Consider the following 19,797-nt stretch of genomic DNA (forward strand, 5'->3'; position numbering starts at 1 on the left):
CTCTGTCGGTACTACGAACAGTAGTAGTAGCGGCCATCTACGACAAGGCGTAGGAGTGTGATCCCGGGAACAGCCGCGAACGGCCGTTCAGCGGCGCGTGCGGATCAGGGTCGGCACCTCGAGCTCACCCGGGTCGTCGGCGAGCTCGCGGACGAGGTCCGCGACGGCGTCGAGCGACGCGCACACCGCCGCGTAGCTGCCGTCGAGGCGGATGGGCCGGCACAGGATGCGGGTGCCCGCGTTGCGGATGACCATCTCCGACTGCGGCGAGCGGGTCGCGTTGCAGTGCACGAGCAGGCCGGTCGGCAGGCCCATCGCCGTCGTGTACGCCACGAGGTCGACGTAGTCACGCGAGACGAGGTAGCCGTCGGCCCCCATCGAGTACTTCGCATCACCGACGAGCACGACCTCGGTGCCCCGACGCACGACGAGGTCGGGGGCCATGGTCACGGCGCGACCCTCGTCGAGCCACACGTCCGCCTCGGTCTCGATGCGCAGCTCGGGGGCCAGCCGGTGGTCCAGCTCCTGGACGATCCACCGACGGAAGAGGTCGTCCATGTCGACCATGAGGCTGTTGGCCTGCTGGTCACCGGACTGGTGCGACAGGGACATCGCCTGCAGCACGAGCCGCGAGAGGCGCATGGCGTCGTGGTAGTGCTCGTTGAGGCGGGTCACCGGCACCGGCACCGCGTGCAGCGTCGCGGGGGTGTCGCTGACGCCCTCGAACCGGCCGAGGACCCGCAGCGCCTCACGCCGCACCCGCGGGGCGAGCTGCGGCCACGAGAGCATGGCCTGCAGGGTGCAGCGGAACAGCTGGTTCTCGCGGATGTCGTTGGTGAAGTCGTCGAAGCGGCACTGTGGCTCCGCGGCGTTCCACGGCCGGCGCGCGAACTCCTCGACGAGGAGGCGCCCGCGGATCGTGCGCATGCGCTCCTCCCGGGCGACGTAGCCGTGGACCAGTCCGCGCATCGTCGCGGTGTCGATGAGGCGGATGGCGAAGTAGGCGACGCCGTCGATGAGCTCGTCGGTGTCGCTCCACGTCACGTGCTCGTGGTCGAAGGCGTCGGGCGAGACGCCGGCGCCGAGCATCGCGAAGAAGTTGGTCACCGACACCCGCGGCATGACGCGGACAACGAGCCCGGGCACCGCGAGCGCACCCACCCAGCTCGTGGCACCGATCGTCACGACGTCGGGGTCCGCGGTGGCGTGGACGACGAGCCGCTCCCCCGCCGCGTTGACGAGGGCGGCGCGGGTCACGCGGTCGAGCCGGACCGGCCCCGAGCGTCCGTGCTCGGGGATCGGGGGAAGCTCGATCGTCATCGGCGGGTCACCCGCGTCACGGCCGGCTGAGGTCGAGCTGGCCGTAGCGGGCGACGACGTTCTCCCAGCGGAACTGGGCCAGCTCGTGCTCGCGACCGTAGAGCTGGTCCTCGATGAACGGGTAGACGTTGTAGTCCCAGATGCGGCGCAGCGCCGCCTCGTCGTCGAGCCCGGGACGCATGAAGTAGCTGTGCCCGATCTGCAGGTGCGGCCCCCTCAGGGCCCGGCGCAGGTCCTCGTTGACCCGGTCGACGAGGTCGGCCACCCACACCGGCCCGTCGTTGGCCTCGAGCCAGCGGCGCAGCAGTCCCTCCATCGGCCCGTCGTGCGGCATGAAGGGCACGAAGTCGAACCGGCGGCGCAGGGCCGCGTCGACGAGGGCGATCGAGCGGTCGGCGGTGTTCATCGTGCCGATGAAGTAGAGGTTCGGCGGCAGCTCGAACCCCTCGTCGGGTCGGTAGCTCGTCTTCACCGAGTGCGAGCGGTACTCGAGGAGGAAGAGCAGCTCACCGAAGACCCGCGGCAGGTTGGCCCGGTTGATCTCGTCGATGATCATGATGTGCGGCGTCAGCGGGTCGGCCTCGGCCGCCTCGGCGAGCAGCGCGAGCGGACCCTTGCGCAGCTCGTAGACCATCTGGCCCTGGTGGTCGATCTGGGGCCGGAAGCCCTCGAAGAAGTCCTCGTAGCTGCTGCTCGGGTGGAACTGGACGATGTCGCGCTTGGCGGGGTCGGGCTGCAGCGCCGCCGCGAACCGCTGCGCGAGGTAGGTCTTGCCCGTGCCGGGCGGCCCGTAGAAGATGACCTGCTTCTTCTCCTCGAGGAGGGCGCGGATCTCGCGGAGGAACGACTCCTCGATGAGCAGCTCCTGGGCGGCCTCGCCGATCGCGTCGTGGTCGGGGACCAGAGCCTTGTCGGAGCGCCGCATGAACCAGTGGGCGAGCTGGGCCTGGCCCCACGGGTCGTCGGGCAGGAGCGGGTCGAGCACCTGCTTGAGCAGGGCGTTGGTCTCGACGTGGGTGCGGCCCCGCGACTTGCCCTCGGTCCAGCGCGCCGGGCCGCCGAGCCGCTTGAGCATCGCGACCTTGCCCGAGTCGCCGCCGAGGGTGAACAGCGGCAGCCAGTGCTCCGGGTGGGCGATGGCGAACAGCTTGAGCACGACGCTCTCGCCGAATCCCTGGACGGGCAGGTCGTCGGAGCCGAGGACCCGGTTGATCCGCTCCTCGTCGCGCCCGTCGCCCCAGAGCAGCTCGCGGACCATGAGGCGCAGCTGGTCGATGCCGGCGGCGTCGAGGGCGTTGATCGAGCTGATGAGCACCGACTGGGCACCGATGTCGCCGTACCCGCGCGTCGAGACGATGCGCTTGAACGTCGGCAGGTCGAAGTCCTCGAGGCCCTCCTTGCCGAGGCACGCGGCGAACACGCGGCGCTGCTCCTGGTGCCACGCGTCGCGCTCGTTCGGGTAGGGCCGCTCGGTGCGGAAGAGCTCGGCCTCGCTGTCGAGGTCGACCATGGCGGCGAGCTCGCTCCCGGGTCGTCGACGCCGCCGCGCTGGCTCGAGCTGAGGAAGCGCAGCAGCGGCGTCAGGGAACGAGCGGTCGCGACGACGTCGTCGGCGAAGTCGGCGCGGCCGAGGGCCTCGTCGCCCTTCCACCAGCGCCCCGCGAACACCTCGCCGGAGGCGTACTCGCGCCCCGCTGGCTCGAGCCGGTCCGGCCGGCCGTCCTCGTGCACGCGGACGAACGTCAGGCCCCGCGGCAGGTGCTCCTGCACGAGGCCGGCGACCTCGCGGAGCTGCTGCTCGCCCTCGCCCTCCCAGCCGCCGTGCAGGCCGAACGCGACGCCCGACGGCGTGACCCAGAGCCGGAAGCCGGGGGCGCCGGCCCCGCCCACGAGGATCCACGACGCGTAGAGGTCGGAACGGTAGGCCGAGTCCTCGCCCGCGTGCTGCTGGAGCGCGAGCGTCGGGGCCTCGAGGTAGAGCCCGGTCTCGGCCGAGAGCCGCTCGATGAGGCTGTCGGAGACGTGGTCGGCCTCACCGCGCAGCTGCCGGGCGAGGTCGGCGGCGCGCTCCTCGTGCCGGGCGCTCGGGTAGCCGGTGGCCGGGCGGAACTCGGCCGCCAGCTCGGCGGCCTCGACGCAGACGTCGAGGATCTTCGGCGCGATCCCGACGAACGCCTCGGTCTCCTTGAAGTACCAGAGGATGCGGGCCGCGTAGCGCGGGTCCTCGGGGCGCAGGGCCGAGCAGAGGTCCGCGAAGGCGACGTACCGCTCGGCGTGGCTGAGGCCGCGCTCGAGCCACCCGAGGCGCTGGAGCATGTGGGGCGCGTTCTCCCACATGTGCGGCCAGGCGCCGCCGTCGTCGGTGGACCAGAAGAGGGACAGGACGTACGCGGTCTGGGCCGGGCTGGGGGCCCGGTGCCCGCGAGAGCCCCCGCGAGCCAGGAAGGCCTCGATCGCCTGGAGCTTGTCGCCGGCGTCCTGGGGCGAGGCGGGGGTCTGCAGCGTCAGCTTGAGCAGCCCGACAACCTCGGCGTGCTCCTCGTCCGCGCGCCGCGCGAGCGTGGCGAGCCACGGCCCCCCGACCGGGCCGAAGCCGACGTAGGGGCCGTCCTTGCGGGCCCACTGGTTCATCGCCTCCTTGAAGGCGACGAGGTCGCTGCTCGCGACGAGGTCGGCGAGGATCTCTCGCAGCTCCCCGTTCCGAGCCGCCCGCTCGGCGTCGAGCTCCGTGAAGAGGGCCTGGGCGTCCTTGTCGGCCTCGGCTGCACGCTCGATGAGCGTGTACTTGGCGCGCCATCGCTTGACGTCGACGGTGTCGGTGCGTGTCATCAGGCTCCCTTGCACGCCCTCTGCTCGGGCGTCGTAGTGACTGCGCGTGTGGAGGTGCGCACAGGACCGCGCAAAAGGTTACCTGTCGGTCGTCGCTGCTCCGAACTCGCGGCCCTCCCCATCGGCTGACCTTCGGATCACGCCGCCTTCGTGCCCCGAATGCTGCGGATCGGTGACGCGCCGTGCCCCGGCCTCAGGCGGACGGACGCGTGCCCGGGCCCCCGGCGGCGGCCTCCCCGGGCGTCCCCCGAGGCCTCCCGGCCGGGTCGTCGCGGTGCGCGGCACGCCTCAGCAACGCGTCCTCGTCCTCGGCGTCGGGCATCCAGCGCGCCCCGGCCTCGCCAGAGCTCTCCTCCGAGGACGGTCCCCCGAAGGCCGAGCCGTCCTCGTCCGCCTCTGCCGCCTCACCGGCCTCGTGCGCCTCGTCGCCGCCCACCGCGGCCTCACCGCTGGCGTCGGGCAGAACCCGTGTCACCCGGTGCACGGTGAGCACCCAGGTCAGGCCGCCGCCCAGGAGGAACGCGACGAGCGCGAGCAGCCACTTCACGGCCGCGCCTGCCCTCGTGAGTGGCCGGCGGATGACACGTCGGCGAAGGCCTCGTCCGCCGAACGAGCGGGCACGCGGGCCGCCGAGACCGCGATCGCGACGAGCGAGCCGACGACGAAGCCGACGACGCTCCACAGGAACGGGCTCCAGAAACCGGCGGAGGACCGTCCGAGCAGGCCGAGGACGACCGTCACGACGACCAGCGCCGCCCACCACGTGCCGCCGACCTCACTGCGGTAGGCCCGGGTCACCCGCGTGCCGTCCTGCTGCCCGGCCATCGATCCTCCGCCCACGCGCCGTTCGTACCCGGCCGGCCCGGCCGGGCGTCTCACCGTGACGGTACCCGGGGCGCGGCACCACGCCACCACCCGGCTCAGGCGGCCGCGCAGCCGCTCTCGGGTGGGATCGCCCGGACGTCGTCGCGCCCGGCGACCGCGACGGCGTGCAGCCGGACCCCCGCGTCACGGCACGCGGCCTCGAAGGCGTCGCGTCGTCGGCGGTCGCCGGGGGTGGCGTCCGGGGCCCCCGGACGGGCGAGCACGAGGGCGACGTCGTGGACCTCGTGCCTGGTCAGCTCGGTGAGGAACCGCCGCAGCACCTCCGGCGCCTCCGTGCCCTCGGGCAGGCGCACCGGTTGCAGGAGGCGTCCGTTGGGATGGCAGAGCAGGACGTACGCGGCGCCGTCGGACCTCGACCGCTCGGTGGCGATGAGGTCGGCGACGCCCTCGAACACGTCGGGGTCCGTGACGGGTCGTTGGGCCCAGTCCCTGGGCAGGTCCTCGAAGCGCATGGGGACGAGCATCCCCGCCACCGGTGACAGTCGTCGGTCGTCATCCACAGGCCTGCCCCGGCCGGATGGGCGGGAGTCAGCTCGGGGGCGTGTACCGGCCGTCGATGACGGTCCACCCGCCGTCGACGAACAGCTGGCTGCCGGTGACGAACGAGGACGCCTCGGACGCGAGGTACACGACGGCACCGACGAGCTCGTCGGGTCGCGACCAGCGTCCGAGCGCACTCTTGTCGGCGTACGCGTCGGCCCACTCGGGCACCGCACGGATCTGCGCGGTCAGGGGGGTGTCGACGATGCCGGGCGCGATGGCGTTGACGCGCACGCCCTGCCGCCCGAGCTCGACGGCAGCCGCGCGCAGCAGCTGCACGAGCCCGGCCTTCGTCGCGGCGTAGACGCCCTGGCCGGGCTCGACGGTGACGGCCCGGATCGAGCTGAACCCGACGATGCTGCCGCGGCCGCGCTCGGCCATCCCCCGGCCGAAGGCGCGGACGAGGTCGAAGGAGGCCCGCAGGTTGAGCCCCACGACGCGGTCGAACTCCTCCGCCGTGTAGTCGAGGACCCGCTTGCGGACGTTCGTGGCGGCCGTGAAGACGAGGACGTCGACCGCGCCGAGCTCGTCGGCGGCCCGGGCCACGGCGGCGGCGTCGGTGACGTCGAGCGCGTAGGCCTCCAGCGTGGCGCCGGTCCGGGCGCCGATCGCGACGGTCTCGGCCGCGGCCTCGAGGTCGCGGTCGGCGCACACGACCTGGGCGCCGTGGGCGGCGAGGGCCAGCGCGCTCTCGCGGCCGATGCCGCTGCCGGCACCGACGACGACGGCGCGGCGGTCGTCCAGGCGGAAGAGCCGGGCGTAGTCGGGACGCTCCTGCGACGTGACCGCGGCGCTCACCGGGGTCCTCCCGCCGGAGCCGTGCTCGTGCCGGTGCCCGTGGCCGTGCTCGAGACCCTGCCCGTGGCCGAAGGCCGGATGATCGCCATCCGCGTCACCGTCAGCTCCTCGATGGCGAAGCGGGGCCCCTCACGGCCGACGCCGCTGTCCTTGACGCCGCCGTAGGGCATGACGTCGGAGCGGAAGCCGGGCACCTCGTTGACGACGACACCGCCGGTCTCGATGCGGTCGATCGCGGCGAAGGCCGCACCGAGCGACTCGGTGTAGACGCTCGCGTGCAGCCCGTAGCGGGACCGGTTGACGGTCTCGACCGCCGCATCCAGGTCGGGAACGGTGCGCACGACGACGACCGGTCCGAACACCTCCTCGTCCCAGGCGTTCTCGCCGTCGGGGACGTCAGCGAGGACGGTCGGCTGCATGATCCCGTCGACCACGTCGCCGCCGTGCACCAGGGTGCCGCCCGCCTCGACCGCGGCGGCGACCCAGGAGCGCACGCGCTCCGTCGACGCGGCGTCGATGAGGGCCGACACACGGGTCGACGCGTCGCGGGGGTCGCCGACGACGACGTCGCCGATGCGTCGCGAGAGGGCGGCGAGGAACCCCTCCCGGGCCGGCTCGACGACGACGACGCGCTGGACGCTGATGCACGCCTGCCCGGACGCGTAGTAGCCGCCTCGCACGACGGCGTCCGCCGCGGCCTCGACGTCGGCGTCGGCCGCGACGACGAGGGCCGCGTTCGAGCCGAGCTCGAGCAGGACCTTCGTCGGGGCTGCGTCCCGGGCGATGCGGTGGCCGACCGCGGCGGAGCCGGTGAAGGAGACGGCCGCGACACGGGGGTCCGTCGTCAGCGCCACCCCGACGTCGACACCGCCGGTCACGAGCTGGACGGCACCGCGCGGCCCACCGGCGGCCGCGAGCGCCTCGCGGACGGCGTGGACCAGCCACAGCGTCGCGAGCGGCGTCTGCGGGGCCGGCTTGACGACGACCGGGCACCCCGCCGCCAGGGCCGGCGCGAGCTTGTGGACGGCGAGCAGCAGCGGGTAGTTGTAGCCGGCGATGCCGACGACGACCCCGACCGGCTTGCGGACCCAGAACCCGACGAGGCCCTCACCACTCGGCAGCAGGTCGAGGGGCACCGTCTCGCCGTGGAGGCGCGCGACCTCCTCGGCGGCCGTGACGAGGGTCAGCAGCGTGCGGTCGACCTCGACGCGGCAGTCGACGAGGGGCTTGCCGGTCTCGAGGACGAGGAGCCGCTCGAGGTCGTCGCGCCGCTGGAGGAGCCGGCGGTGCGCCTCGGTCAGGGCGGCGCGCCGCACGTGCGAGGGGAGGGCGGCCACGGTGCCGCGCAGCTCGTGCGCCACCGAGATCGCCTGTCGTGCATGCTCGGCCGTGCCGACCGGGGCCTGCGCCACGAGCTCGCCGGTGTACGGGAAGCAGACCGGGGCGGTCGTGCCGGGGTCGGTCCAGTCGTCGCCGAGGGGCAGGCCGGCGGGGTGGTCCGGCGTGTACGTGGTCGTCACCGAGGGTCTCCCAGGAGGTCGGAGGCGCCGGCCCCGTCGAGGGCGCGGCGCATGCTGGGCGCCGCCCGGAGGAGGCGCTGGGTGTAGGGGTGCTGCGGGTCGTCGAAGATCTGCGTCGTCGGGCCCGTCTCGACGATCTCGCCGCCGCTCATGACGGCGACGCGGTCGCACAGGTGTCGCACGACGGACAGGTCGTGCGAGACGAACACGAGGGTGAGGTCGAGGTCGGAGACGAGGTCGCCGATGAGGTTGAGCACCTGGGCCCGGACCGAGACGTCGAGGGCACTGACCGGCTCGTCGGCCAGCAGGATCGAGGGCCGGGGCGCCAGCGCCCGGGCGATGGAGATGCGTTGGCGCTGGCCCCCGGAGAACTGGTGGGGGTAGCGATTCGCCGCCTGGGACGGCAGCCCGACGGCGTCGAGCAGCTCGGCCACACGGGCGTCACGGTCCGGGAGGCCCTGTGCGACAAGGGGTTCGGCGATGATGTCGCGCACCCTCATACGCGGGTCGAGTGAGCCCATGGGGTCCTGGAAGACGAGCTGGAGGCTGGAGCGGAGGAAGCCGAGGTCTCGCTCCCGCCGGCCGGTCACCTCCATCCCCTCGACGCGGATCTCGCCGCTCGTCGGCCGGTCGAGGGCGGCGAGGAGGCGCATCAGCGTCGACTTGCCGCACCCGGACTCGCCGACGATGCCGAACCGCTCGCCGCGCTCGACCTCGAAGGAGACGCCCTTGAGCGCCTCGACCACCGGACCCTTGTGCCGCAAGGAGGTCCGTGGTCGCCGATAGTCGCGCCGCAGGTCCGTGACGCTCATCGCCGCGGTCATCGGGCCTCCTCCCCCGCCGGGTGGAAGCACGCGTACCCGTGGCCGGCGTCGGGACCGGTCCACGGCGGCACGGTCGCACAGACCTGCGTCGCGTGGGCGCAGCGGTTGCGGAACACGCAGCCGTCCGGGAAGGTGCCGGCCGCGGGCACGGAGCCGGGGATCGTCGGCAGGCGCCCCTCGGCGTCCGCGGCGTCGAGGTCGGACGCGGCGAGCAGCCCCTCCGTGTAGCGGTGCCGCGGTCGCCGGAACACCTCCTGGACCGGACCCGCCTCGACGACGCGACCCCCGTACATGACGAGGACGCGCTCGCACACCGTGGCGACCACGGCAAGGTCGTGGGTGATGAAGAGCAGGGCGGCGTCGCGGGCCGCGACACCCCGGACGACGAGGTCGAGGACGCGCGCCTGCACGGTGACGTCGAGGGCGGTCGTCGGCTCGTCGCAGACGAGCAGGGCCGGGTCGTTGGCGAGGGCGATCGCGACGACGACGCGCTGCCGCTGGCCGCCGGAGAGCTGGTGCGGGTAGGCGCGGGCGGCGTCGGCGGGGTCCGGCAGGCCCACCTGGTCGAGCAGCTCGACGACGCGGGCGCGCACGGCCCTGCGGTCGCTCGGGGCACCCGTGCGGTCGCGGTGCAGCGTGATGGCCTCTGCCACCTGGTCACCGACGCGCATCGTCGGGTTGAGGGCGGTCATCGGCTCCTGGAAGACCATCGCGACCTCGCCGCCCCTCACCCGCTTCCACTGCCCCTCGCTCGCGGACACGAGGTCGGCGTCGACGCCGGCGAGGCGCACCGAGCCTCCGACGCGGGCATCCTCCGGGAGGAGCCCGAGCAGGGCCAGGCTCGTCAGTGACTTGCCCGACCCGGACTCGCCGATGAGGCCGACGCGCTCGCCCCGGTCGATGGTGAACGAGACGTCGTGGAGCAGGTGGTGACGTCCGATGCGGACGTCGAGCCCCTCGACGTCGAGCACGCGGGTGCTCGGGGAGACCGCGTCCCGCGGACGCGCGGCGACGGCGCTCATCGGCGGTCCTCCAGTCGCGGGTCGAAGTGGTCGCGCAGGCCGTCGCCGAGCAGGTTGAAGCCGAGGACGGCGAGGGCGATGGCGGCGCCGGGCACGAACGCCAGCCGCGGCGCGGAGAAGAGCAGCTCCTGGCTCTCCTGGAGCATCCGGCCCCACGACGGCGTGGGCGGCGGCGTGCCGTAGCCGAGGAACGACAGCGCCGCCTCGGCCAGCACGGCGATGGCGAAGGAGACCGAGGCCTGGACGATGACGAGGCCGCTGACGTTCGGCAGGACGTGTCGCAGGCCGATGGCCCACGCACCACGTCCGGCCGAACGGGCCGCGAGGACGTACTCGGTGCGGAGCACCTGCAGGGCGCCGCTGCGCACGAGTCGCACGAAGCTCGGCACCGAGGCGATGCCGATGGCGACCATGGCCACGAGCGTGCTGCCCCCGTAGACCGCACCGAACATGATGGCGAGCAGCAGGGCCGGGAAGGCGAGCAGCAGGTCCATGCCCCGCATCAGCGTCTCACCGAGGCCGCGCGGCGCCATGGCGGCGACGATGCCGAGCGGCACCCCGACGAGCCCCGCGACACCGACCGCGACGACCCCGACGAACAGCGTCGTCCGGGCGCCGACGAGCACCTGGCTCAGGACGTCCCGGCCGAGCTTGTCCGTGCCGAGCAGGTATTCGGGATCACCGACCGAGCGAAGCCGGGCGGACGCGTCGACGAAGGTCGGGTCGTGCGGCGTCCACACGAACGACACGAGGGCCATAAGCACGACGAGGCCGACGAGGGCACCACCGACGAGGAAGCTGGCGCCCGGGCGCCGTCGGCGCGGGCCCGCGGCCACGATGCCGGGCTCGGCGCGGAAGGTGTCGGGGTTCAGGCCCGCGGGGTCGGGACGGACGGTCTCGGTGCTCATCGGGCGCCCACCTTGAGTCTCGGGTCGATGACGAGGTACAGCAGGTCGACGAGGAAGTTGACGACCAGGACGGCGACGACGAGCAGCATGACGATGTCCTGGACGAAGACGAGGTCGCGGTTGGAGACCTGGTCGAGCAGGAGGCTGCCGAGGCCGGGGATGACGAACACCCGCTCGACGACGACGGCGCCGATGAGCAGTGTCGCCAGCTGCAGCGCGAGGACCGTGACGACCGGGATCGCCGCGTTGCGGAACCCGTGGCGCCACAGGGCCCGCGTCGGGCCGAGGCCCTTGGCCCGCGCCGTGCGGATGTAGTCCTCGCGCTGCACGTCGAGCACGGCGCTTCGCACGTAGCGGGTGAGGACGGCACCCTGGACGATCCCGAGCGAGAGCACCGGCAGGACCAGCTGGCGCAGGAACATCGACGGGTCCTCGTTCGGGGGCGTCCACCCGTTGGCCGGGAGCCACTGCAGCTTCACCGCGAAGACGGTGATGAGCAGGATGCCCATGAGGAACGCGGGCACGGCGACGCCGACCTGCGAGAGCGCCGACAGGACGATCCCGCTCGGTCGCCGGTGCCGCATCGCCATGAGGGTGCCGAGCGGCAGCGCGAGCACGAGCGCGACGACCATGGCGCAGACGACGAGCCACAGCGTCACCTGGAGCCGGTCGAGGATCTGCGGGGCGATCGCGGCCCGGGACACGTAGCTCGTGCCGAGGTCGAACCGGACCAGCCCCCCGACCCACGACAGGTACTGCGTGGCGAGCGGCCGGTCGAGGCCGAACTCGCCACGCAGCTGGGCGACCGCCTGCTCCGACGCGTTGACGCCGAGGGCGACGCGCGCCGGGTCGCCCGGCAGCAGCACCATGAAGGCGAAGACGAGCACGGAGCTGACCACGAGGCTCGCGAGGAGGATCGCGGTGCGGCGGACGACCTGGAGCAGCATCGGTGTGGGTGTCCGATCGGTTCGGTGCGGTCAGGAGCGCGCGAGGTCGCGCAGGTCGAACGACTCGGTGATGGCGTTCTTCGGCAGCCCGGTGATGCCCTTCTCGGCGACCATGAGGTTCGGCAGCAGGAAGAGGAAGTCGCCGGCGGCGTCCTCCGACAGCTCGCGTGCCGCCTTCTTCATGAGCGTCACCTGCTCCTCCGGCGTGCCGGCGTCCGCCGCCGCGAGGTCGGCCTGCAGCTGCTTGTTGTCGTAGCGCGTGTAGTACTTCGGGTCACCGAAGACGGCCGGCAGGTCGCGCGGCTCGACGTGGGCGACGACCGACATGTCGTAGTCGGCGTCGGTGAACACGGTGCTCAGCCACACGGCCGGGAACTCGAGCTGGTCGAGGGTGACCTGGAAGCCGGCCTGCTCGAGCATGCTCTTGACGACCTGCCCGCAGGAGACGGCGTAGGGCAGCGTCGGGATGCGCAGGCGCACCGGCGTCTTGCCGACGCCCGTCTCGGCGACGAGCGCCTTGGCCTTGTCGAGGTTGTGCGGGTACAGGCCGGTGAGGTCCTCGTACCACGGGTCGGTGGGCGGGACCATGCTGCCGATGAGCGTGCCTCGCCCGGCCCAGCACGTGTCCATGAGGGCCTTGTGGTCGATGGCGTACCGGGCGGCCTGGCGGACCTTGAGCTGGTTGAACGGCGCCTTGCCGTTGTTGAACGACAGCAGCACCTCGCCGTTGGTCGTGCCCTCGACGATCTCGTACTTCGGGTTGTTCTGGAACTGGGCCAGCGACTCGGGTGCCTGGACGGTCCCGATGACGTCGATGGTCCCGGTCAGCAGCGCGTTGTTGAGCGCCGTCGGGTCCTTGAAGTACTTGAGCGTGACGTCCGAGAAGAAGGGCTTCGTGCCCCAGTAGGACGGGTTGGCCTTGAGCGTGATCGAGTCGCCGCGCTTCCACGTGCCGAACGTGTACGGACCGGTGCCGACGGGCTTGTTGGCGAGGTCGGCGACGCCCTTCTCGGTCATCATCGCGCCGACCCGCGTCGACATCTTGTAGAGCCAGTTGTTGCTCGGCTTGGTGAGGGTCACCTGCAGCTGGGTGTCGCTGAGCGCCTTGGCGTCGGCGACGACGTCCATGGCGGACTTGAGCGAGATGGTCCAGTCCTTCTTGACCCGGTTGATCGAGAAGACGGCGTCCTTGGCGGTGAACTTCTCGCCGTCGGAGAAGGTCGCGTTGGGCACGAGGTCGAACGTGTACGTCTTGCGGTCGTCCGAGACCTTCCACGAGGTGGCGAGCTCGGGCTTGAGGTCACCGTTCTGGTCCACCTTGACGAGGGTCTCGTAGACGTTGTCGAGCAGGGCCTGCGGGATGGCCGCGCCGTCCTTCGTCGTGAAGTCGAGGCTGGCCGGCTCGGCGACGAGGCCGACGGTCAGGCTCTTGTCGCCGGAGCCGCCGGAGCCTCCCGAGCCGCCCGCTCCGCCGCTGGACCCGCCGGAGGACCCGGCGCCGGCCGAGCAGGCGGCGGTGAGGGTGAGGAGCAGGACGCCGGCCGCAGCCGTGCCGATGCGGGAGTCCTTCATCGTGTCTCCATCTCGTGCAGGACCGCGGCGCCGAGCGCTGACGTGCTCGCCGTTCCGCCGAGGTCGGGGGTGTGGTGGGTGGGGTCTGAGAGGGTCGCAGCGAGGGCGTCGCGCACCGCGGTGGCCGCCGCGCCGTGCCCGAGGTCGTCGAGCAGGAGGGCTCCCGACAGGATGCACGCCGTCGGGTTGGCGATGCCGCGTCCGGCGATGTCCGGTGCCGAGCCGTGGACCGGCTCGTAGATGCCGGGTACGTCGCCGCCGGGCAGCACGTTGGCGCTCGGCGCCATCCCCATGCCGCCGGCGAGGACCGCGGCGAGGTCGCTGAGGATGTCACCGAAGAGGTTGCCGGCGAGGAGGACGTCGAGCGAGCGGGGGTCCTGGACCATGCGCGCGGCCATGGCGTCGACGAGGACCACCTCGAGCTCGACGTCGGGGTGGCGCTGCGCCACCTCCCGGACCACGGCGTCCCACAGCGGGTAGCCGTGCCGCATCGCGTTGGACTTCGTCACGAGGGCGAGGCGCCCGGTACGCCGGCCGGCGAGCGTGAACGCGTGCTCGGCGGCTCGCTCGATGACGCGGCGGGAGTGGACGGCCACCTCGATGCCGAGGTCGTGCCCGGTGCCGGCGTGGGCGACGCCGCCGGCGCCGACGTACTCGCCCTCGGTGTTCTCGCGGACGATGACGAGGTCGACGCCCTCGACGTCCCGCACGCGGCTCGGCACGCCCGCGAAGGCACGGACGGGACGCAGGTTGACGGCGAGGTCGAGCTGCTGGCGCAGGCCGATGATGAGACCCCAGACGAGCTCGTGGTCGGGGACGTCGGGCCGGCCCACCGCGCCGAACAGCACGGCGTCGTGGGCCCGGACGCGCTCGGCGGCGTCGGCAGGCATCGCGGCCCCTTCGCGCAGGAACCGCTCACCGCCCCAGTCGAGCTCGGTCGTCTCGAGCGTCTCGCCCTGGGCCGCGAGCGCGGCGTCGAGCACCGGCACCGTGGCCGCGACGACCTCGGGCCCGACGCCGTCGCCGGGGATCACTGCAAGTCGCACCGTCATGGGTCTGCTGGCACTCCGTCCGTGGCCGTGCCGGGTCCACGCCGACCCGGCAGCTCGGTGGTTCTTCGACGCTGTTCGTGCACTGGTCTGACCAGTGGACTTTTCTGCGTTGAGAGGTACGGTTGCTCTCATCGAGCCCGATGTCAAGGGTTCGTCCGTCCGGCCGAAGGGCCGAACGCGGCCCGGCCCACCGCCCGCACTGGAGGACCTCGATGGTGAATCCGCCTGCAGCGCAAACCCGTCCCGCAGCACTCACGGCGACACAGCTGGTCGCGTCCTACCGCTCCGGAGACCTCTCGCCGGTCGAGGTGGTGCGCGACGTCCGTGCGGTCGTCGAGGCGCGCGAACCGGAGCTCAACGCGTTCTGGGTGCAGGACCTCGACGCCGCGGAGCGCGCGGCCGCCGAGAGCGAGGCCCGCTGGCGTTCGGGCCGGCCCGCCGGTCCGATCGACGGCGTCCCGGTCACCGTCAAGGAGAACCTGGCCCGGGCGGGGGTCCCGATGCCGGCCGGCAACGCCGGGGTGACCCCGGTCGTGCCCGAGCGCAGCTCCCCGGTCGTCGAGCGCATCGAGGAGTCGGGCGGCGTCGTCCTCGGCTCCACCGTCATGCCGGACTGGGGCATGCTCAGCTCGGGCGTCTCGAGCCTGCACGGCATCACCCGCTCCCCGTGGGACCCGACCCTGACGACCGGCGGCTCGAGCTCTGGGGCGGGTGCGGCCGCGGCCGGCGGCTACGGCCCGCTGCACGTCGGCACCGACATCGGCGGCTCGATCCGCCTGCCGGGCACCTGGCTCGGTCTCGCCACCCTCAAGCCCAGTGCCGGACGCGTGCCGCTCGACAACCCCTACCTGGGCCGGGTCGCCGGGCCGATGGCCCGTTCGGTCGACGACATCGCGCTCCTGCTGTCGGTCATCGGCCGGTACGACGGCCGCGACTGGACGGCCCTGCCGCCGACCGACCTCGCCCTCGACCTGTCGACGGCGCCCCTCGACGCGTCGAGCCTGAGCGTCGGGCTGCACCTCGACGCGGGGTGCGGGCTGCCGCTGGATCCCGAGGTCCGCGCCGCCGTCGAGCAGGCGGCCGCCGTCTTCGCCGACGCCGGGGCCCGCGTGGAGCCGGTCGAGCCGTTCCTGACGCCGCGGATGCTCGCCGACCTCGACCAGTTCTGGCGGGTCCGCTCCCTCGTCGACCACGAGGCCCTGCCCCCCGAGGGCCGCCGACGCGTCCTGCCGTTCATCCAGCGGTGGGTCGCGGCCGTGGCCGACGTCGACGGCCGCACGGTGATGCGCGACTACACGAGCATCATGGCCATCCAGCAGGCCACCGTCGCCGCGACCGAGCGCTTCGACGTCGTCCTGTCGCCGGTCGCCCCGATGGCCGCCTTCCCCGCCGAGTGGCCGATGCCGTGGGGCGACGACGACCAGGGCATGGCCCACATCGGCTACACGGCGCCGTACAACATGTCGGGCCAGCCCGCCGCCACGGTCAACTGCGGCTTCACCGCCGACGGGCGGACCGTCGGCGTGCAGGTGGCCGGACGCCGCTGGGACGACGTGGGCGTCCTGCGCGTGGCGGCCTGGTACGAGCAGCGACGCGGGCCGGAGGCGACGCCACGGTGGCCGATCCCCGAAGCCGTCCCGGCGACGGGCCGCTCCGGTGCCTGAGGTCGGCGCGGGCACGCGCGCGTTCGAGCAGGTGCGGCCGGTGCGGCTCTACGAACGCATCGTCGAGCAGGTGGAGGAGGCCGTCGGACGGGGCGAGCTGCTGCCCGGCCAGCGCCTGCCGAGCGAGCGCGAGCTCGTCGTCCAGTTCGGCACGAGCCGCGCGACCGTGCGCGAGGCGCTGCGCGTCCTCGAGAGCAACGGCGTCGTCCGGTCCCGCCCCGGCGACCCCAACGGCCCGGAGATCCTGCCCGTCACCTCGGGACAGCTGACCAAGCAGATGCGCCGCCTGGCCCGGGCCGACGGGCTGACGCTGTCCCAGCTGCTCGTGTCGCGGATGATGCTCGACTCGACGGCCAACCGGCTCGCCGCGACGCTGCGCACCGACGAGCAGCTGGCCGAGATGGAGGCCGCGATCGGGCAGATGCGCGAGGCCGTGGAGGGCGGCTACACCTCCTTCAGCGAGGCCGACTTCGCCTTCCACGAGGCCATCGCCCGCGCCAGCGGCAACACGCTCATCCAGGTGTGCAACGCCGTCGTGCGCGACACGGTGCTGTCCCTCATCTCGGACAAGATCGCCCACGCCCGCAACAGCAAGGCGCTCATGAAGCGCTCGCTCGGCCACCACGAGCAGGTGCTCGACGCGATCCGCGCCGGCGACGGCGAGCGCGCGGCCCACGCGTCGCTGCACAGCCTCTACGACTACTACGCCGGCTACGTGCCGGCAGGCGAGCGCGCGACCCTCCGGGCCCTCCTCGACCACTGACCCGATCCGGCACCCCGCCGGCACCTCGCCGGCACCCCGCCGGCACCCCCGACGGGGCGGCGTACGGCGTCGGCTCGGGACCGGGCAGAATGCGTGGCTCCATGCGTCGTCGACAAGGAGTGCGTGACCGGTGAGTGTGCAGTCGATCGAGCGGCGGATCGCCGAGGAGCTCGAGGTTCGTGAGAGCCAGGTCACCGCGGCGGTGGGGCTGCTCGACGGCGGCTCGACCGTGCCGTTCGTGGCCCGCTACCGCAAGGAGGTCACCGGTGGCCTCGACGACGCGCAGCTGCGCTCGCTCGAGGAGCGCCTCACCTACCTGCGCGACCTCGAGGACCGCCGCGCCGCCGTGCTCGCCTCCATCGACGAGCAGGGCAGGCTCGACGACGCGCTCCGTGCCCGCATCCTCGCCGCCGAGACCAAGGCCCGGCTCGAGGACATCTACCTGCCGTTCAAGCCGAAGCGGCGCACCAGGGCACAGATCGCCCGCGAGGCCGGTCTCGAGCCGCTCGCGGACCTCCTCCTGGCATCCCCCGACACCGACCCCGCCTCCGCGGCGACCGGTTTCGTCGACGCCGACAAGGAGGTCGCCGACGCCACGGCAGCGCTCGACGGCGCGCGCTCGATCCTCGTCGAGCGGTTCGCCGAGGATGCCGACCTCATCGGCGACCTGCGCCGGCGGGTCTGGGCCAAGGGCCACCTCGTCGCCCGCGTGCGCAGCGGCAAGGAGGAGGACGGCGCGAAGTTCGCCGACTACTTCGCGTTCGACGAGCCCCTGCACAGACTTCCCTCGCACCGCATCCTGGCCATGTTCCGCGGCGAGAAGGAGGACGTGCTGACCCTCGAGGTGAGCCCCACCGACCCGTCCGCCGACGCCGAGCCGGGGCCGAGCGAGTTCGAACGGGCCATCGCCCGCCGCTTCGGGATCGAGAACCGCGGCCGCGCGGCCGACCAGTGGCTGGCCGACACGGTGCGCTGGGCGTGGCGCACCAAGATCGTCGTGCACCTCGGCGTCGACGCCCGGATGCAGCTGCGCCGGGCGGCCGAGGAGGAGGCCGTCCGCGTCTTCGCCGCGAACCTGCGCGACCTGCTGCTCGCGGCCCCGGCGGGCGCCCGCGCCACGATGGGTCTGGACCCGGGCTTCCGCACCGGCGTCAAGGTCGCCGTCGTCGACGCCACCGGACGCGTCCTGGCCACCGACGTCATCCACCCGCACGTGCCGCAGAACCGGTGGGACCAGTCGGTCGAGACCCTGGCCCGTCTCGCCGAGGCGCACGGCGTCGAGCTCGTCGCGATCGGCAACGGCACCGCCTCGCGCGAGACCGACCGCCTCGCGGCCGACCTCGTCAGGCGCCACCCCGAGCTGGGACTGACGACCGCCGTCGTGTCGGAGGCGGGTGCGTCGGTCTACTCGGCGTCGGCGTTCGCCTCGGCGGAGCTGCCCGGCATGGACGTGTCGCTGCGCGGCGCCGTGTCGATCGCCCGGCGCCTGCAGGACCCGCTCGCCGAGCTCGTCAAGATCGACCCGAGGTCGATCGGCGTCGGCCAGTACCAGCACGACGTCTCGCAGGTGGCGCTCTCCCGCTCGCTCGACGCGGTCGTCGAGGACTGCGTCAACGCCGTCGGGGTCGACGTCAACACCGCGTCGGCTCCGCTTCTGACCCGCGTGTCCGGCATCACCGGCTCGCTCGCCGAGGGGATCGTCGCCCACCGCGACGCGCACGGCCCGTTCCGCACCCGGTCCGCGCTCAAGGACGTCCCCCGCCTCGGGCCGAAGGCGTTCGAGCAGGCGGCCGGGTTCCTCCGGATCGCCGGCGGGGACGACCCGCTCGACGCCTCCGCAGTGCACCCCGAGGCCTACCCGGTCGTGCGACGGATGCTCGAGGCCACCGGAGCCGAGCTGACCGACCTCATCGGCAACACCGCGGCGCTCGGCCGGATCCGCGCCGAGGACTTCGTCGACGACAGGTTCGGCCTGCCGACGGTCACCGACATCATCGGCGAGCTCGACAAGCCCGGCCGGGACCCGCGCCCCTCGTTCCGCACCGCGACGTTCAAGGAGGGCGTCGAGGAGGTCAAGGACCTGCGGCCCGGCATGACGCTCGAGGGGGTGGTGACCAACGTCGCCGCCTTCGGCGCCTTCATCGACGTCGGCGTCCACCAGGACGGGCTGGCGCACGTGTCGGCGCTGTCCAGGCAGTTCGTCCGCGACCCGCGCGAGGTAGTCAAGCCCGGTGACGTCGTCATGGTCAAGGTGCTCGACGTGGACGTCCCCCGCAAGCGGATCTCGCTGACGCTGCGCCTCGACGACGAGGTGCCGGCGCCCGGTGAGCGGCCCACGACGCGCAGTGGCCGCGCCGATGGTGGTCAGCGTCAGGGTGGTCAGCGTCAGGGTGGTCAGCGCCAGGGCGGTCAGCGCCAGGGCGGCCGCTCGGCGGGAGCCGGGCCGAGCCAGCCTGCTCAGCAGCCGGGGGCGGGCCGGCGCGACCGGCGTGACACGCCCGCGAACGGCGCCGTGGCCGAGGCGCTGCGGCGCGCCGGCTGGACCGGCTGAGGGGCCGCGGGCCGGTTCCTGCCTCGGGCGGACCGGGTCCGTCCGGGGCCTTGTCGTCGGCGCCCACCTCTGGTCGACTGGACCCACGATGGGTCCGGCCCGTCCGGGGCCGGGTCGTAGCCAGTCGAAGGCACACGGAGGTGCCCATGAGCAGTGCAGGCAGTGCAGCCGAGCCCGTCACCGCGCCGGTGGAGGACGCCGAGCCCGACCAGTCCCTCGCCGGGGTCCACACCAGTGCCTCGTTCGACCACTCGGTCGAGCAGGTCTGGCTGCACCTGGTCAACGGACGCGGGACCGAGGCGCTTCTCGGCCCGGGCGTCAGGCTCGGCAGCAAGGGTGAGTCGTGGCACAGCGACGAGGGCCCCCACGGCGTCGTGCGCAGCTGGCACCCGATGGAGCAGATCCGCGTGTCCTGGCACCCGCACGCCGACGGGCCGCTCAGCATCGTCGACCTCCAGCTGCGGCCCGAGGGTTCGGGCACCCGCCTCGACCTCTTCCACGAGGGCGAGGGCATCGCCGAGGACGGAGCCGGCGACAAGCGGCGCTGGGACGACGCGCTCGACCGCTTCGGCGCGTCGCTGAAGGGCTGACCCCGGTCCACC

The 19,797-nt window shown here is 73.1% G+C and carries 18 protein-coding genes; 5 read left to right on the forward strand and 13 right to left on the reverse strand.

Annotated features, from left to right (window positions below):
- Positions 1-87 precede the first annotated feature (87 nt).
- Both AC1VM9_RS19565 and AC1VM9_RS19570 read right to left on the reverse strand, forming a co-directional pair.
- On the reverse strand, positions 88-1,320 hold the full coding sequence (locus AC1VM9_RS19565; protein WP_483123770.1) for an McrC family protein: 1,233 nt from the start codon (positions 1,318-1,320) through the stop codon (positions 88-90).
- Positions 1,321-1,336: 16 nt separating this feature from the next.
- Entirely contained in the window at positions 1,337-2,830 is a 1,494-nt protein-coding gene (locus tag AC1VM9_RS19570) for an McrB family protein (RefSeq protein WP_483123771.1), read from the reverse strand.
- 248 nt (positions 2,831-3,078) lie between these two features.
- On the opposite strand from AC1VM9_RS19570, the gene AC1VM9_RS19575 reads away from it, so the two are divergent.
- Entirely contained in the window at positions 3,079-4,278 is a 1,200-nt protein-coding gene (locus tag AC1VM9_RS19575) for a hypothetical protein (RefSeq protein ID WP_483123773.1), read from the forward strand.
- A gap of 64 nt (positions 4,279-4,342) precedes the next feature.
- On the opposite strand, the gene arfC is transcribed toward AC1VM9_RS19575, so the two are convergent.
- The 11 genes from arfC to AC1VM9_RS19630 all read right to left on the reverse strand — a co-directional run bounded on the left by arfC (position 4,343) and on the right by AC1VM9_RS19630 (position 14,217).
- On the reverse strand, positions 4,343-4,696 hold the full coding sequence (arfC, locus tag AC1VM9_RS19580; protein WP_483123774.1) for a channel accessory protein ArfC: 354 nt from the start codon (positions 4,694-4,696) through the stop codon (positions 4,343-4,345).
- The gene (locus AC1VM9_RS19585) at positions 4,693-4,974 is read right to left on the reverse strand and encodes a hypothetical protein (protein ID WP_483123775.1); all 282 of its coding nucleotides are present in this window, start codon (positions 4,972-4,974) and stop codon (positions 4,693-4,695) included. The genes arfC and AC1VM9_RS19585 overlap by 4 nt, the downstream gene beginning before the upstream one ends.
- A 95-nt stretch (positions 4,975-5,069) precedes the next feature.
- On the reverse strand, positions 5,070-5,486 hold the full coding sequence (locus tag AC1VM9_RS19590; protein WP_481340098.1) for a hypothetical protein: 417 nt from the start codon (positions 5,484-5,486) through the stop codon (positions 5,070-5,072).
- A gap of 76 nt (positions 5,487-5,562) precedes the next feature.
- Positions 5,563-6,372 (reverse strand): SDR family NAD(P)-dependent oxidoreductase, encoded by an 810-nt coding sequence (locus AC1VM9_RS19595; RefSeq protein WP_481340102.1) that lies wholly within the window; start codon positions 6,370-6,372, stop codon positions 5,563-5,565.
- On the reverse strand, positions 6,369-7,892 hold the full coding sequence (locus tag AC1VM9_RS19600; protein ID WP_483123777.1) for an aldehyde dehydrogenase family protein: 1,524 nt from the start codon (positions 7,890-7,892) through the stop codon (positions 6,369-6,371). The genes AC1VM9_RS19595 and AC1VM9_RS19600 overlap by 4 nt, the downstream gene beginning before the upstream one ends.
- Complete coding sequence (locus tag AC1VM9_RS19605; protein WP_481340110.1) at positions 7,889-8,716, reverse strand: ATP-binding cassette domain-containing protein; 828 nt, start codon at positions 8,714-8,716, stop codon at positions 7,889-7,891. The genes AC1VM9_RS19600 and AC1VM9_RS19605 overlap by 4 nt, the downstream gene beginning before the upstream one ends.
- Complete coding sequence (locus AC1VM9_RS19610) at positions 8,713-9,738, reverse strand: ABC transporter ATP-binding protein (RefSeq protein WP_481345783.1); 1,026 nt, start codon at positions 9,736-9,738, stop codon at positions 8,713-8,715. Before AC1VM9_RS19610 ends, AC1VM9_RS19605 begins: the two co-directional genes overlap by 4 nt.
- Positions 9,735-10,646 carry an ABC transporter permease gene (locus AC1VM9_RS19615; protein ID WP_481340116.1) on the reverse strand — a complete coding sequence of 304 codons (912 nt, stop codon included), beginning with the start codon at positions 10,644-10,646 and terminating at the stop codon, positions 9,735-9,737. The genes AC1VM9_RS19610 and AC1VM9_RS19615 overlap by 4 nt, the downstream gene beginning before the upstream one ends.
- Positions 10,643-11,593: an ABC transporter permease gene (locus AC1VM9_RS19620; protein WP_481345782.1), complete on the reverse strand. Its 951-nt coding sequence runs from the start codon at positions 11,591-11,593 to the stop codon at positions 10,643-10,645. Before AC1VM9_RS19620 ends, AC1VM9_RS19615 begins: the two co-directional genes overlap by 4 nt.
- Positions 11,594-11,623: 30 nt before the next feature.
- Positions 11,624-13,165 carry an ABC transporter substrate-binding protein gene (locus AC1VM9_RS19625; protein ID WP_483123779.1) on the reverse strand — a complete coding sequence of 514 codons (1,542 nt, stop codon included), beginning with the start codon at positions 13,163-13,165 and terminating at the stop codon, positions 11,624-11,626.
- Entirely contained in the window at positions 13,162-14,217 is a 1,056-nt protein-coding gene (locus tag AC1VM9_RS19630; RefSeq protein ID WP_481340128.1) for an isocitrate/isopropylmalate dehydrogenase family protein, read from the reverse strand. The genes AC1VM9_RS19625 and AC1VM9_RS19630 overlap by 4 nt, the downstream gene beginning before the upstream one ends.
- A gap of 212 nt (positions 14,218-14,429) precedes the next feature.
- Here AC1VM9_RS19630 and AC1VM9_RS19635 point away from each other — a divergent pair, with 212 nt between their 5' ends.
- From AC1VM9_RS19635 to AC1VM9_RS19650, 4 genes are all read left to right on the forward strand, one after another.
- Positions 14,430-15,881, forward strand: coding sequence for an amidase (locus AC1VM9_RS19635; RefSeq protein WP_483123780.1), 1,452 nt, complete (start codon positions 14,430-14,432; stop codon positions 15,879-15,881).
- Positions 15,874-16,644, forward strand: a complete 771-nt coding sequence (locus AC1VM9_RS19640; protein ID WP_483123781.1) for a FadR/GntR family transcriptional regulator — start codon at positions 15,874-15,876, stop codon at positions 16,642-16,644. Before AC1VM9_RS19635 ends, AC1VM9_RS19640 begins: the two co-directional genes overlap by 8 nt.
- Positions 16,645-16,774: 130 nt before the next feature.
- Complete coding sequence (locus AC1VM9_RS19645) at positions 16,775-19,195, forward strand: Tex family protein (protein WP_483123782.1); 2,421 nt, start codon at positions 16,775-16,777, stop codon at positions 19,193-19,195.
- A gap of 146 nt (positions 19,196-19,341) precedes the next feature.
- Positions 19,342-19,785 carry an SRPBCC domain-containing protein gene (locus AC1VM9_RS19650; protein WP_483123783.1) on the forward strand — a complete coding sequence of 148 codons (444 nt, stop codon included), beginning with the start codon at positions 19,342-19,344 and terminating at the stop codon, positions 19,783-19,785.
- Positions 19,786-19,797 lie beyond the last annotated feature (12 nt).

This window comes from Monashia sp. HAY1-11D (genome assembly GCF_056868035.1).